Below are 13,818 nucleotides of genomic sequence, written 5' to 3' on the forward strand. Positions count from 1 at the left end.
GTCTTCGGCTTGCTTCGTCTTCTTTTATTTTACCCGCCTCATTTGATCCGTTTCATGACGATGGCGGTGACGGCCTTTGCGTCGGCCTGGCCCCGGGTGGCCTTCATGACGGCGCCGATGATGGCCCCCATAGGCTTCATGTTGCCGGACTTGAGCTTCTCCACGATGTCGGGATTGGCGGCCAGGGCCTTGTCCACTTCGGCTTCCAAGGCGCCATCGTCGGAGACGACCTCGTAGCCATGGGTCTTGACCACCTGGTCGGGGTCCCCTTCGCCTGCCAGCACGCCGGCCACGGTCTGTTTAGCCAGCTTGTCGTTCAACTTGCCTTCGGCCACCAGGGCCTCCACCCGGGCCACATCGGCCGGAGCGATGCCCATATCGTCCAAAGACTTGCCCTGCTCGTTGGCGGACCGGGCGATCTCGCCCAGCCACCACTTGCGGGCCCCGGAAGCCTGGGCTCCGGCCTTGACGGTTTCCTCCACCAGGTCCAGGGCGTCGGCGTTGACCACGTCGCGCATTTCCAGGTCGGAGAAGCCCCACTCCTTCTGCAGGCGGTTGCGGCGTTCGCGCGGCATCTCCGGCATCTGGGCGGCCAACTCGTCGATGTGATCCTGGGTCACATGAACCATGACCAAGTCGGGATCCGGGAAGTAACGGTAGTCGTCGGCGTCGGTCTTCAACCGGCCGCCTGCCGTGGTCTGCGAAGCCTCATCCCAGTGACGGGTCTCCTGCAGGACTTCCCCACCGTCTTCCAGCAAAGCAGCCTGACGACGGATCTCGTAGATGATGGTCTTCTCGATTCCGCGGAAGGAGTTGACGTTCTTGGTTTCGGACCGGGTGCCGAGAGGATCGTCGGGGCTCTTGCGCAAGGAGACGTTCACGTCCGCTCGCATATTGCCCTGCTCCATACGGGCGTGGGAGATGTTGAGGGCCCGGGCGATGCCGCGGATGGTGCGCACATATGCCCCGGCCACTTCGGCCGCCCTTTCCCTGATTCCGGTGATGGGTTTGGTCACGATCTCCACCAACGGCACGCCGGCCCGGTTGTAATCCACCAGCGAGTGGTCCGCGCCTTCGATGCGGCCATCGGCCCCGCCCACGTGGGTGTTCTTGCCGGCGTCGTCCTCCACATGGGCCCGTTCGATCGGCACCCGGAAGATATCCCCGTTCTCCAGCTCCACATCCAGATAACCGTTGCCGTTCAAAGGCTTGTCGTACTGGGAGATCTGGTAGTCGCGGGGCATATCGGGATAGAAATAGTTCTTGCGGGCGAACTGGGACCATTCGGCTATGTCGCAATGCAGGGCCAGACCCAGCTTGATGGCGTAGTCGATGGCGGTCTTGTTCACCACCGGCAGGCTCCCGGGCAGGCCTAGGGAGACAGGGGTCAGCTGGGTGTTGGGCTCGCCTCCGAACCGGACTTCGGCCGGGCAGAAAAGCTTGGTCTTGGTGCTCAGCTCCACATGGACTTCCAGGCCGACGACGGGATCGTACTTCTTCACCGCGTCAGCGAATTTCATCAATTTTTCAGCCATAATCTTTTAACGCTTACCTTTCATCATTCGCGGTCGAATCACAGATCCGAACCAGGCGTTCGATCATCCGCGGTCAGTCGGCCAGCCAAGGGGTCCGCAGGGACTTCCAGATGGGGCCGCCCCACTTGTCTTCCAAAGCGGCTTCCAAAGCGGCGGCCGGCTTGTACATGACATCATCCTGCATCTGGTGGGATATGAACTGGAAGCCGACAGGCAGACCATCATCACTCAGACCGCAAGGAATGGACATGGCCGGGACCCCAGCCAAGTTGGCCGGGATGGTGGCGATATCGTTGACGTACATCTCCAGAGGATTGTCCATCTTCTCGCCGAACTTGAAGGCTGTGGAGGGGGAAGTCGGGGAAACCAACACATCCACCTGGTCGAAGGCCTTCTTGAAGTCGTCGATGATGAGGGTGCGGACCTTCTGGGCCGAGCCGTACCAAGCGTCGTAGTAGCCGGCGGACAAGGCGTAGGTGCCCAGGATGATGCGGCGCTTGACTTCGTCGCCGAAACCGGCCTCGCGGGTGTAAGCCATCATGTTGGCCGAAGTCTGACGGACGTCATCCGGGGGCATGACGCGCAAACCGTAACGCATGCCGTCGTAGCGGGCCAGGTTGGAGGAGACCTCGGAAGGCATGATCACATAGTAGGCGGCCAAAGCGTATTCGGCGTGAGGCAGGGAGACTTCGGTCACCTCGGCTCCCATGGCGCGCAACTCATCCACGGCCTCGTTGAAGCGGGCTTCCACGCCAGGCTGGAAGCCGCCTCCGCCCAGCTCCTTGACCAGGCCGATGCGCATGCCGGTCAGGTCGCGCCTGCGGCCTTCGGCGGCTTGAGCGGACAAGGCGGGAACGGGTCGAGGGATGGAGGTGGAATCCTTGGGATCATAGCCTCCGATGACTTCCTGCAAGAGGGCCGCGTCCATGACCGTGCGGGTCACAGGACCGATCTGGTCCAAAGAAGAGGCCATGGCGATGGCTCCGAAACGGGAGACCCCGCCATAAGTGGGCTTGACTCCCACGGTTCCGGTCAAGGCGCCCGGCTGGCGGATGGAACCGCCGGTATCGGTCCCCAAGGCGAGAGGGGCTTCGAAAGCGCCGACAGCGGCGGCCGAACCACCGCCGGAGCCGCCGGGGACCCTGTCCGTATCCCACGGATTCTTGGTCGGGCCGAAAGCCGAATACTCAGTGGAAGACCCTTGGGCGAATTCATCCAAATTGGTCTTGCCCAAGATCGGCATGCCGGCCTTCTTCAGCTTCTCGATGACGGTGGCGTCGTAAGGGGGCACCCAACCTTTGAGGATCTTGGAGGCGGCGGTGGTCTCAATGCCTTGGGTGACGATCATGTCCTTGATGGCGATGGGGACGCCGGTCAAAGGGGCCAGGTCCTCCCCAGCCGCGCGACGCTTGTCGGCGGCGTCAGCCTGCCCATAGGCCTGCTCCTTGCTGACCGTGAGGAAGGCGTGAATATCGCCTTCGGCGGCTTCGATCACATCGAAATGAGCGTCGACCAGTTCCCGGGAAGACACTTCGCCCGCAGCCAGTTTGTCCGCCATCTGGCTGGCGGAAAGCTGGACCAATTCCTTACGCTCTTGTGCGCTGAAAGTCATATCTTTTCCATTCCTTCCCGGTTAATCCGCCAAAATCTGGGGAGCGACAAACATGCCGTCTTCCTTGGCCGGGGCGCCGGACAGGGCCTGATCCTGGGTCAAAGGCTTCGCAGGCTCATCGGGACGCAAATAAGCTTCCAAAGGGACCGGGTTCGCGGTAGGGGGAACGTCTTCGGAAGCCACCTCCTGCACCTTGGCGATGGAATCGGAAATGACGTTCAATTCGCCTTGGAGGCGTTCCGCTTCTTTGTCGGAGAGAGCGATGCGGGAAAGGTCCGCCAGATGCTCAATCTCCTGTCGTGTGAATCTAGGCATAGACCCCACTATAGAAGTTCAGCCTGACTTGCTCACATCATAGCAGTAGTCGCATCGGGACATCAGCCTGTCGTCATGCGTGGCGATGAAAACGATGCCTCCACGACGCGCGTGATCGACCAAGAGATCCGTCACCAGTCCCCGATTCGCCGCGTCCAAAGAGGCGGTCGGCTCATCGGCGAAAATAATCTCCGCCCTCTTCCACAAGGCGCGAGCGATCCCCAACCTCTGTTTCTCTCCCCCGGAAAGAACGGCGGCTTTATCCCTCAAACGCCCTTCCAAATGGACCATCCGCAGAATCTCATTGATCCTTTTATCTTGATTCTCTCTTTTCTTCGCGGAAACCTGGAACTTCCACGGCTGATGGGTCAAAGTGATGTTGAATTCCACGGTCTCGTCTTCGATGATTCCATAATCTTGATAAATGAAAGCGCAGTCATTTTTCCATAATTTCCTCCGGGAGCCATCGGTCATCCTGGTGGCGTCCCGACCGTCGAAGCTTATGCTTCCCGAGCTGGGGTCAATGAGCCGCCCGATGATGTTCAGCAAAGTCGTTTTGCCACAGCCAGAAGGCCCGATCAGCCCCACCACCTCCCCCGCGGAGGCCTTGAAGGACACGTCATGGAAAAGCAGCCTTGGCCCCACTCTGTATCCGATATTTTGCAAAGTTATCTCTTTGATGTCCATGAAAGTCCGACCTTTCTATCCTATTCACGGTGAATCATAGCCGCAAAAGCCTGCCGCGCATGGAAAAACGCGAAACCGCATTCCAATCCGATGAAAGCCAATAAAATCATCACGACCGTCAAAACGGGGTGAGAGACAGCCTGCCACTCGTGGGCGAAAAGAAGCTGGGAAAGGGTGAGGCTCCCCGCGATGATGAAGACTGCTTGCAGGAGATAGGAGGAGATGATGCTCAAGTATGGCTCCCCGGACGTATGTCTGACGAATATCCATCGACGCTTGCGGATCATCCATAGCCTGCTGGATATGGCCGCGCAGAGTATGATCGCCATGCAAGCAGTGATGACGAGAATGAAGTCAAGGTAGACTTCATATTCCATGATCTGAGAAGCCAGAACGGCGTCATCGACAATGGAATTGATGGCGTAAACAGCCTGCTGAGCGTTCTCTTGATGCAGGGCCTCTTCGACACCATCAGGCTGCGTGAAGAAAAGATTACCCGTCGTCATGGCCGGATAAAGGAATTGATCGGGATTGAGCGCCTTCAAATCCTTCACCAGGATGATCAAAGGCTTGTGGACCAAGGAGAAAGTTCCGACTCCGCCGGTCGCTAGGAGGACCGGGATGGAAGCATGAGATCCCTGACAGGGGGAATAAAGCATGTCGGTCATGGACTTGGTGGAACCCTTCGCAAGCCAGAGATCATCGTATTGTCGGATTTTCCCAGCCAGAGCGGGGTCGATCATCGAAGGCTGAACCTTGCACAATGACTTTTCCTGAATATGGAGACTGGTCAAAAAGGTCGGATTCATTACGGCGATGCTGTCATAAGGAGCCATAAGACCTGCGTCTATAGTCCCGCGGCTGTTCTGCGCGATGCTATTCGCAGCGGAATAAGACAAAGCGGCTTGCCGCTTGCCTTCCATCCGATAGGCCACACGGACGAGTTTCCGAGCATACGAATCCTCCGTTTTCTCGGAAGGGTCAATCTGGAGGTTCACCGCATGGGATATCTGTCTCCAGCGCGACACGGACCCAAGCTGCTGCCTTGCGACGCCGAAGTTCGCTAAGGCCGTGGGGAAAACAGATACGACGACGATGGTGGATAAGACTTTGATCACGATAGAGCCAACCAGGGAGGCCCTGGGGGCTCCTTCGCGGATGGCGATTTGATGGGTGGAAGGAAAAATCACCACCGTACTGATACTGATGAAAAAGGCCGGGAGAAGGAGAAGACCGAGAAAGAAAATCAGGAGATATTTGATGACGAAGCCAAAAAGATAGAATTTGTGGAGGATACTTAGAATAAGACAAGACAAGAGGAGAAGAAGAAGGAGCTGCAAAGACGAATAACGGAGAAACTCGTAGACACTTTGGGCAGCGATTTCCGCCTTTCCTAGACCGCTTTGGGTTTTGATCCTGACACTCGGCATTTTTTCAGCAAGAAAAGCCCAGACGAGGGAAACGATGAAAAGCAAGGCTGCCACGGCGAGAAAGGGAATGGTGGAATGCGAGCGCCACATATATGCCAATAAATGGTCATTCTTCTGCATATTCTCTTCGATCGTCACGCCCTGTCCTCTGAGGAAACGCGAAAAAGAGAAACACTGGTTCGAATCGTGAAAGAGATAGGTTCCGGAGAGATTTAAGGCTTTTATCTCGCTCGCTGGCAGATAACGCCCTTTCATCCCCCTCCGATACCACGATACGGGGCAGTCCCCTGACGCGCATCGCTTGGGTTTTTGACCGAAATAATAGAGGTTTTTGACGTGAATCACATCCGTCGTATCTGGTTTGACCAGAACCGGAGTTATCCGGGATTCACGGGCCCATTCGTCTATGTTTTCGATCAGCTGCCGTTTCGGGGAAGAAGATGAGGAGACATTAACATTGATTGCATAAGAATAACCCTCAGGGAAATCCTGATCGATCTCGCCCACGGTCACATCGACTAAGACAGCGCAGACAAGCATAATGATGCACAGGGCTATTTGGGTGACTTTTTTAAGCATATCCGTCCTAAATCTTCCTAGCTGCTTCTCAAGTCCAGCCGAACTCACCAGCTTTATATCGTGCTATCTGTCGGTTTCCTACTACTTGAATATCATAACCAATAACCGAATACGTTAAAAACAAGCCGTAGCGGACACGCATAAGTTGCGATGGTGCTATCCATACGTTTTACAACTGATATGGATAGCACCATCGCAACTTACCCGCTTTGTTCAGAACTATCAAATTAATATCCCTGTTAACCGAGCACAGTTTTACCGCACTCTGTAGTAATAGCTGGGAGTACCATCAAATGCCCAAATCTCAGCTGTTGACCATGAACCTTTTGCCGCATATGGAGTGACTAGCTGCTTATTCCTCGATTTAACTGTCGAAGCGTGGGCCCAGCTCGGATGCCAATAATTCGACCATGCTTTTATCTGTAGCGCATGTCCATATTGCCAAGTTCCGCCCTCTGCCGGATGCGTCTCCGCAGCGCAAGCCATTCCCGCTGGGAAAGCTAACATAGTCAACGCAATAACCGACACAATAACTTTGTTCCCATCATTCGCTCCTTTGCAAACACTGTATATGACGAGTAAGAAGAGCGGTACTACTGTTGACATACCACTGTCTGACCATATCTTCTTATCTGTCAGTATATCACAGATATACACATCGGCTCATATATAAATCGCCTTTATATTATCCTCCTCAGATAAACTCCCCCATTTTTATCCGTTTTTCACTTCTTCTCCCTTTTCACTTCTCCGCCCACCTGTAAGCTCGAGCTCAATCCGAGGCTTCACCCGTCCTTAGCCGTGCTGCATCATCCAAGCATGCATGGAAACCGCGGCTGCGGCGCCAGCATTGAGAGAGCGGACAGAGCCATACTGAGTGATGTAGACCACGTCATCCGCTATGCCCAGAGCCTTCCGAGTCAAGCCAGGTCCCTCGGCCCCGAAAAGCAGGACGCACCGTTCGGGGAAACGGTAGGTCTCGATGGGGACCGCTCCGGGAACGATGTCCAAGGCGACGATGCGAGTGTGGATAGGTTGAGCTTTGTTACCCTCTTTACCCTCTTTGGCCGCGGCCTCTTGGGACTCCTTCCGATCGCGAGCGCGGATGTCCGCCACGAATTCATCGATGGACGGATGGTAGTCGATGGTCTGGTAAAGCTCGGTCATAAGGGAGCCTTTGCGGTTCCACTTATGCGGGCCGATGATGTGCACTCGTTTGGCGGTGAAGGCGTTGGCCGTGCGGACCATGGAACCGATGTTGAAGTCGTGGGTCCAGTTTTCAATGGCGACTTCAAAGGAATGCCTCCCGCGGCTATCCAGGTCGGCCTTGATGGCCTCCACAGTCCAGTAACGGTAGCGGTCCATAACGTTACGGCTGTCGCCTTGGTCCAGAAGCTCCGGGTCAAATCGTGGGTCTTGCGCGGGGTCCGGCCGCGGCTGATCCGGGTGCTCCCGCTCCCACGGCCCGACGCCGATCGGCCGCAACTGGGGGTCTCCCGCGGCCATCACTCGTTTGGTGTATTCGCTTGGTTCGTACATATGCTTTGACTGCCTTGACTGGCTGACCTTGTTGTTCTTGTTATCCCTGCTATCGTTGCCTTGGGAAACCTGTCTGCGGAAAACGTATCTTGGGAAAACTTATCCTCCGCAAACTTATCCTCGGAAAAGAGGCAGGAAAGGAAGGTCCTGTTTTTCCTGGGAAAGCGGGTTGACAAGGGTGATGGTCATTTCCTGATCCTGCCCCTCGTCGATATTCAAATCCAAACCCATATCTGTGCCTGAGCCCACATCCGTAGCCGTATCCGTGGACCCCCCGGCGGCCAAGCCCTTCCCCAATGAGCCAACGAGGGAAGTGATCGCCAGCAGCTCGGCGCCTTCGTTCTGCAGGATGCTGAAGTCCAGATTGAGTTCATTGCCATGGCGAAGGGTGACCAAAGACGAGGTCTGCACGAAGGATTTCTCCGACAACCAAGCGTCCACCAAAATGACCTTCTTCCCCTTGATCGACGGCCCTTTGATGGACGGATAGACGAAATCCATCAGGAAACCGTCCAAGTCCTCTCCCCGGGAAGCGGCCGCATGCATGATGGCGCAGACCAGGGGTATGGCGGCTGCGGTCAATGCGCCGACGGCGGTGAAGTCACCGATGACAAAGCCTTTTTCCTCCAGGTTGTCCAACATGACGTGGCCGCAGAGCTGGGCGCCATCGTGGTCATAGGTCACCTTGGTCAATTCGCTGAAAGGCTTGCCCTCGATGTCCGCTCTCACCATTTTTTCCAAGCGCCTGCGGGGATCAAGCATATCGACCGGCAACCGGGAGATCTCCCGTTCTAACTCCTGGCGGGCCTGGGCCGGGCCCGTGGCCTTGAAACCGTCTTGGCTGATATTCCGTTCCTGTGTCATATCCGTTACTTTAGCGGGGCGCTTGCCCAATCTTTCAAAAGACGAAGTGGCACTCAACGCAAGTAGAAAATTGAAAACGTTGAAATTCCGCCGTTCTCAGAAAACTATCTGCCTTGAGTGCCACTTTCCATTCCCAACCTTCGTCTCTTTTCGTCCTTCCACAGCCTCGTTCGACCATCGGCGATCTGCGCGACGGTCATCGGACTGCTGAGGAAACCCGTGCTTTCGGCACCAGCCACGGACAGGGCGCTCATCACCTGCATCATAAAGGAGGTACGCCAGACCGGGTTATCGATCATCTCCTTCTCCGCGATAAAGACCTGCCATCCGTGCGATTGAAGGGAATTGAACCGATTCCAATCTTCGAACCACTGTTCGTGATGGTGCTTCCCGTTATATTCCACCCCGATCCGCCACTGGGGGTAGGCCAGATCCAGGTAATAGACACGCCCGGTAGGGTCTTCCATGCGGAAATTCACGCAAGGCTCCGGTAAGCCATAGCGAAGCATCCACAGGCGAAGCAGCGACTCGCGCGGAGAATCGACGCCTGACCGCATAAGACGCAGGGCTTGCCCGCACTTTCGCCGGCCGGCGAACCTTCCGCACGAATCGACGAACTCGGTTAGCGCGTCAAGCGAGGTCTTGGCCAAACCTTCGTCGCGGCAAATCAAGGAATCACCCAAAACAACGAGATCCCCGAGGAAACAGGTGGAAGCTAGCTGGCAGAAAGCCGCTTCCGGCGAAGAACAACGGAACTCCCCCACCGAGATCGTCTGCCGTGACAGGCTTTGGGACAAGCGATGACAGCGAACTCCTTGCAGATTCACTCGCGTCTGACCGGGCGGGACCAGAACATGCTGGAGCGGGAAATCCGCACGATCTTTGGAAACGTCGGGCTCGGCAATATGGTCTTCGTAGGTGCGGAGATCGGATAGGCGGTTTTCGGAAACTCGATGCTTGGAAGCACGATTCCCGGAAATGCGGTTTTTGAATGCACGGCCCTCGGAAGAATGGCCCTCGTAAGCACGGTCCGGCTTCACGGCAGCCGTATCCAAAAAGCCTACGCCCATAAGACCGAGCGCACTCTCGTGGCTGAAAATCAAGCGGTTTTTCGTGCGGGCCTGGACCTGCCCGCACCACCGAAAATAATCGTTCTGAACCCGCCACGCCGTAAAACGCATAATCTGGCCCGGCAGCGGCGGGTGATAGAGCTCGAACATAAATCGAGTCTATAAGGCGGGCGGCGGAAGCGCCAGTGGAAAATTTAAAATGTGGATAAGTGAGACGAAGTGGCACTCAACGCAAGTAGAAATTCGAAAACGGCGGAATTCCAACGTTCTCTATTTTGTACTTGCGTTTTGTGCCACTTCACTGACGTCGCTTACCTCTCCTCAGAGACCAAATCCTCAGTAGGTCAGGCGGAAAGCTCCAAATGGTCGCCCCCGGTCTGGTCCACCAAGACGGTGTCACCGTCGTGCACCTGCCCGGCTAGGAGCATGCGGGCCAATTGGTCTCCCACCTCGTTCTGCACCAGGCGGCGCAAAGGACGGGCCCCGTAAGCCGGGTCGTAACCGGTGTCGGCCAGCCATTCACGGGCGGAATCGGTCACATCAAGGGTGATACGACGTTCCTTGAGTCGGTCGGCCACACGAGCCACCTGAATATCGACGATCCCAGCCAGCTCATCGCGGGTCAGAGGGTTGAAGACGATCATGTCATCCAAGCGGTTGAGGAACTCCGGCTTGAAGTGGGCGTGTACGGCGTCCATGACCGCGCTCTTGCGCTGGTCGGCGTCCAGGCCTGAATCCACCAGAAACTGGGAGCCCAGGTTGGAAGTGAGGATGAGGATGGTGTTCTTGAAGTCCACCGTCCGGCCTTGGCCATCGGTCAGGCGGCCATCATCCAAGACCTGCAGGAGCACATCGAAGACCTCCGGATGGGCCTTTTCCACCTCGTCGAAGAGAACGACGGAGTAGGGACGGCGGCGAACGGCCTCGGTCAGCTGGCCGCCTTCCTCGTAGCCGATATAGCCAGGGGCGGCGCCAATCAGGCGGGAGACGGATTCCTTTTCCATATACTCGCTCATGTCGATGCGGACGATGGCCTTTTCATCGTCAAAGAGGAAGTCAGCCAGGGCCTTGGCCAGCTCGGTCTTGCCCACGCCGGTCGGCCCCAGGAAGAGGAAGCTGGCGGTAGGACGGTCGAGGTCGGAGATGCCGGCCCGGGAGCGGCGAACGGCGTCGGAGACGGCGGCGACCGCTTCCTTCTGCCCAATGACCCGCTTGCCCAAGACCTCTTCCATGTGCAGGAGCTTCTCGTTCTCGCCCTGCATCAGGCGGCCCACGGGGATGCCGGTCCAGGAGGAGACGATGGAGGCGATGGAATCAGCGTCCACGTGATCGGGGACCATGGGCTCCTGGGCTGATTCCCCGTCCGCGCCAGTCGCGGCGGTCTCCGCGGAGGCGCTGTCCTCAGCGGCGGCCAGCTCCTTCCGGATTTGCGGGATCTCCCCATAGAGGATGCGGGAAGCGTGTTCCAAGTCCCCCTCGCGGGTGGCCTTATCGGCCTGAACCCGCAAATCGTCCAGCTTGGCGCGCAAGTCACCGACTTTGTTGTGACCGGCCTTCTCCGCAGACCACCGGGCGTTCAGTCCAGCCAGTTTTTCGCGGGTGTCGGCCAGCTCGGATTGGATCTTGGCCAAGCGCTCCTGAGAAGCCGTATCCTGGGACTTCTTCAGCTGCATCTCCTCCATTTCCAGGCGGGTCACGCGGCGTTGCAGCTCATCGATCTCCTCAGGCTCGGAATCCAGTTCCATGCGCAGGTGGGCGGCGGCCTCATCCACCAGATCGATGGCCTTGTCCGGCAACTGACGTCCGGAAATATAACGGTTGGACAAGGTGGCTGCTGCCACGAGGGCGTCGTCCCCGATGGTCACTTTGTGATGGGCTTCGTAGCGCTGTTTGAGGCCGCGAAGGATGGCCACCGTGTCCTCCACGCTGGGCTCTCCCACGAATACCTGTTGGAACCTACGCTCCAAAGCCGGGTCTTTCTCGATGTTCTCCCGGTACTCATCCAGAGTGGTGGCACCGATCAGACGCAGCTCGCCGCGGGCCAGCATAGGCTTAAGCATGTTGCCGGCGTCCATGGATCCTTCCGTGGCCCCGGCCCCCACGATGGTATGGATTTCGTCGATGAAGGTGATGATGCGGCCGTCGGACTTCTTGATTTCGTCCAAGACGGCCTTCATGCGCTCTTCGAATTCGCCCCGGTATTTGCTGCCGGCCACCATGGAGCTCATATCCAAGGAGACGATCTTCTTGTCGCGCAGACCGGTAGGTACATCCCCGGCCACCACACGTTGGGCCAGGCCTTCCACCACGGCGGTCTTGCCCACGCCGGGCTCGCCGATGAGGACAGGGTTGTTCTTGGTGCGGCGGGAGAGGATCTGGATGACCCGGCGGATCTCCGAATCGCGGCCGATGACCGGATCCAGTTTGCCTTCCCGGGCCTGCTCGGTCAAGTCAGTGGAATACTTTTCCAGAGCCTTGTAAGAGCCTTCGGCGTCGGGAGAAGTGACTTTGGCTCCGCCTCGAACTTGGGGGATGGCCTTGCGCAAGGCTTCCACGCTGGCCCCCGCATGGCGAAGGATCTCCCCCGCTTCCCCATCACTGGCAGCGATGCCAATGAGCAGGTGTTCGGTGGACACATATTCGTCCTCCAAGGCCTTCATCTCTTTTTGGGCGGAGGCGATGACCTGGGAAAGTTGACGACTGCCATCAGGCTGGGCGGTGGCTGAACCGCTGGCGGAAGGCAGCTTTGCCAATGCCCGTCGGGTTTGAGCCCCGATGGACTGTGGATCGGCCCCAGTGGCCTGGACCAGGCCTCGGACCACGCCCCCATCTTGGCGAAGGAGGGAATCCAGCAGATGAAGGGGTTCCACCTGGGGATTTCCGGCCGCGGAAGCGGATTGGATGGCGTCGCCGAGGGCTTCCTGGGCCAAGGTCGTATACTTTTCGCTCATGTTTTCTCCCGATTCACTTGGATTTTTACACTCTAAGCGGATTAACCGGGAGAATAGGAAGATTATTCCAAAAGTTGAGTTAAATCGGCTCAACTTTTAGAGCAAATCGTCAGCAGCTTGCCGAACCAATCGTCAACGAACCGCTTGGAATCAACCCCTAGGGCTACCTTGGTATGAGGCCGAGGGCCATTGAGCCTGGTTGGATCGCCGATGGTCCGACCGCGCACGCCGAAACCGACGCCCGTCGCCAACTCCACCCGCAGGGCGATGGGAAAAGTCTCGACCAAGCTCGGCTCAAGGGCGACGGCGGCCGCCAAAGGATCATGCAGAGGGCTGCCCGCCAAAAAGACCGGGTCAGATTTCTCGTTCGCGCTCAGGTAATAGTCCAGCATCTGGCCGACGAAGGTCGCCAGGGGGGTCCCCAAGGCTTTGACCTGAGCCTCCTGTTCCCGAGTGACCAGACACCGGTGGGTCACGTCCAAACCGACCATGGTGATGTCCATATCCGTGGCGAAAACGGCCTGGGCGGCTTCGGGATCGTTGATGATGTTGGTCTCCGTCACCAGATTATAGCCATTGCCGGGCTGAGTCAGGACCCCTCCCATCAGGACCAGGCGAAGATCCGGGATGATGGACGGCTCCCTGCGGATCGCCTCGGACACATCGGTCAGGGGTCCGGTGGCCAGGACTGTCAAGCTGGTCCCGAATTCTTTGACCGCCTTGATGATGGCTCCGGCTGCATCGGGAAGAATCCGAAACCGCTTTCGGGGTTCTTGGCGCAGGGCTTGACTCGCGTTTTGAGGGGACTCTTGTTGGGATTCCAGACTGGTTTCCCAAGGGATTCCTCTCCCGTCTTTGGCCGAGCTCGGCCTCACAGGAAGTTCCGCATTCCCGAAACCATTGATCCCGTGGAAAACCGTGCAGCCGGGGTCCACCTGGTAGGGCTTGTCCATGGTCTCTTCGGTCTTCCCCCAGAAGGAAGGCCGAGCGGCCCCCCGATAAACGGGGATCTCCTCCCGACCCAGAAAATCCAACAAGTCCCGGCTGTTCTTGGTCGCGACCTCCTCCGGGACATTCCCGAAAACGCCGGAGACCCCCACCAGGTCGGCATGGGATTCCACTAGGTAGAGGATGGCCAGGGCATCGTCGATGCCAGTGTCGCAAGAGAGGAAAATCCTGGGAGAAGAAGTCATGAGAGTCCTTGCTTTGTCGCTGATTTCCGGTTGCTATTTTCCG

11 protein-coding genes are annotated in these 13,818 nt (G+C 57.5%); all 11 read right to left on the bottom strand.

The window, feature by feature from the left end:
- Positions 1 to 38 precede the first annotated feature (38 nt).
- The gene (gatB, locus tag PSDT_RS05245) at positions 39 to 1,535 is read right to left on the bottom strand and encodes an Asp-tRNA(Asn)/Glu-tRNA(Gln) amidotransferase subunit GatB (RefSeq protein ID WP_006288980.1); all 1,497 of its coding nucleotides are present in this window, start codon (positions 1,533 to 1,535) and stop codon (positions 39 to 41) included.
- A gap of 73 nt (positions 1,536 to 1,608) precedes the next feature.
- The gene (gatA, locus tag PSDT_RS05250) at positions 1,609 to 3,147 is read right to left on the bottom strand and encodes an Asp-tRNA(Asn)/Glu-tRNA(Gln) amidotransferase subunit GatA (RefSeq protein ID WP_006288978.1); all 1,539 of its coding nucleotides are present in this window, start codon (positions 3,145 to 3,147) and stop codon (positions 1,609 to 1,611) included.
- A 21-nt stretch (positions 3,148 to 3,168) separates the two neighbouring features.
- Positions 3,169 to 3,462: an Asp-tRNA(Asn)/Glu-tRNA(Gln) amidotransferase subunit GatC gene (gene gatC, locus PSDT_RS05255; RefSeq protein ID WP_036737394.1), complete on the bottom strand. Its 294-nt coding sequence runs from the start codon at positions 3,460 to 3,462 to the stop codon at positions 3,169 to 3,171.
- 18 nt (positions 3,463 to 3,480) lie between these two features.
- On the bottom strand, positions 3,481 to 4,107 hold the full coding sequence (locus PSDT_RS05260) for an ABC transporter ATP-binding protein (protein WP_231859822.1): 627 nt from the start codon (positions 4,105 to 4,107) through the stop codon (positions 3,481 to 3,483).
- Positions 4,108 to 4,169: 62 nt separating this feature from the next.
- The gene (locus PSDT_RS05265; RefSeq protein ID WP_006290300.1) at positions 4,170 to 6,158 is read right to left on the bottom strand and encodes a hypothetical protein; all 1,989 of its coding nucleotides are present in this window, start codon (positions 6,156 to 6,158) and stop codon (positions 4,170 to 4,172) included.
- 255 nt (positions 6,159 to 6,413) lie between these two features.
- A complete protein-coding gene (locus tag PSDT_RS08735) occupies positions 6,414 to 6,764 on the bottom strand; it encodes a lactococcin 972 family bacteriocin (RefSeq protein ID WP_081442123.1) in 351 nt (116 codons plus the stop codon).
- Between the two features lie 189 nt (positions 6,765 to 6,953).
- Positions 6,954 to 7,697, bottom strand: a complete 744-nt coding sequence (locus PSDT_RS05270; protein WP_006288974.1) for a TrmH family RNA methyltransferase — start codon at positions 7,695 to 7,697, stop codon at positions 6,954 to 6,956.
- A gap of 114 nt (positions 7,698 to 7,811) precedes the next feature.
- A complete protein-coding gene (locus PSDT_RS05275; RefSeq protein ID WP_006288973.1) occupies positions 7,812 to 8,561 on the bottom strand; it encodes a type I phosphoribosyltransferase in 750 nt (249 codons plus the stop codon).
- Between the two features lie 104 nt (positions 8,562 to 8,665).
- Positions 8,666 to 9,781 (bottom strand): hypothetical protein, encoded by a 1,116-nt coding sequence (locus tag PSDT_RS05280; protein WP_006290299.1) that lies wholly within the window; start codon positions 9,779 to 9,781, stop codon positions 8,666 to 8,668.
- 194 nt (positions 9,782 to 9,975) lie between these two features.
- Positions 9,976 to 12,582: an ATP-dependent chaperone ClpB gene (clpB, locus tag PSDT_RS05285; protein WP_006290298.1), complete on the bottom strand. Its 2,607-nt coding sequence runs from the start codon at positions 12,580 to 12,582 to the stop codon at positions 9,976 to 9,978.
- Positions 12,583 to 12,671: 89 nt separating this feature from the next.
- Entirely contained in the window at positions 12,672 to 13,775 is a 1,104-nt protein-coding gene (locus PSDT_RS05290; protein WP_006288971.1) for a nucleoside hydrolase, read from the bottom strand.
- Positions 13,776 to 13,818 lie beyond the last annotated feature (43 nt).

The organism is Parascardovia denticolens DSM 10105 = JCM 12538 (assembly GCF_001042675.1).
Classification (GTDB): Bacteria; Actinomycetota; Actinomycetes; order Actinomycetales; family Bifidobacteriaceae; genus Scardovia; species Scardovia denticolens.

What these genes read in the sequence shown, in the direction of transcription:
- gatB (WP_006288980.1), bottom strand. Translation starts at nt 1,535, where the DNA reads ATGGCTGAAAAATTGATGAAATTCGCTGACGCGGTGAAGAAGTACGAT.
- PSDT_RS05275 (WP_006288973.1), bottom strand. Translation starts at nt 8,561, where the DNA reads ATGACACAGGAACGGAATATCAGCCAAGACGGTTTCAAGGCCACGGGC.
- gatC (WP_036737394.1), bottom strand. Translation starts at nt 3,462, where the DNA reads ATGCCTAGATTCACACGACAGGAGATTGAGCATCTGGCGGACCTTTCC.
- PSDT_RS05270 (WP_006288974.1), bottom strand. Translation starts at nt 7,697, where the DNA reads ATGTACGAACCAAGCGAATACACCAAACGAGTGATGGCCGCGGGAGAC.
- gatA (WP_006288978.1), bottom strand. Translation starts at nt 3,147, where the DNA reads ATGACTTTCAGCGCACAAGAGCGTAAGGAATTGGTCCAGCTTTCCGCC.
- clpB (WP_006290298.1), bottom strand. Translation starts at nt 12,582, where the DNA reads ATGAGCGAAAAGTATACGACCTTGGCCCAGGAAGCCCTCGGCGACGCC.
- PSDT_RS05265 (WP_006290300.1), bottom strand. Translation starts at nt 6,158, where the DNA reads ATGCTTAAAAAAGTCACCCAAATAGCCCTGTGCATCATTATGCTTGTC.
- PSDT_RS05290 (WP_006288971.1), bottom strand. Translation starts at nt 13,775, where the DNA reads ATGACTTCTTCTCCCAGGATTTTCCTCTCTTGCGACACTGGCATCGAC.
- PSDT_RS05280 (WP_006290299.1), bottom strand. Translation starts at nt 9,781, where the DNA reads ATGTTCGAGCTCTATCACCCGCCGCTGCCGGGCCAGATTATGCGTTTT.
- PSDT_RS08735 (WP_081442123.1), bottom strand. Translation starts at nt 6,764, where the DNA reads ATGTCAACAGTAGTACCGCTCTTCTTACTCGTCATATACAGTGTTTGC.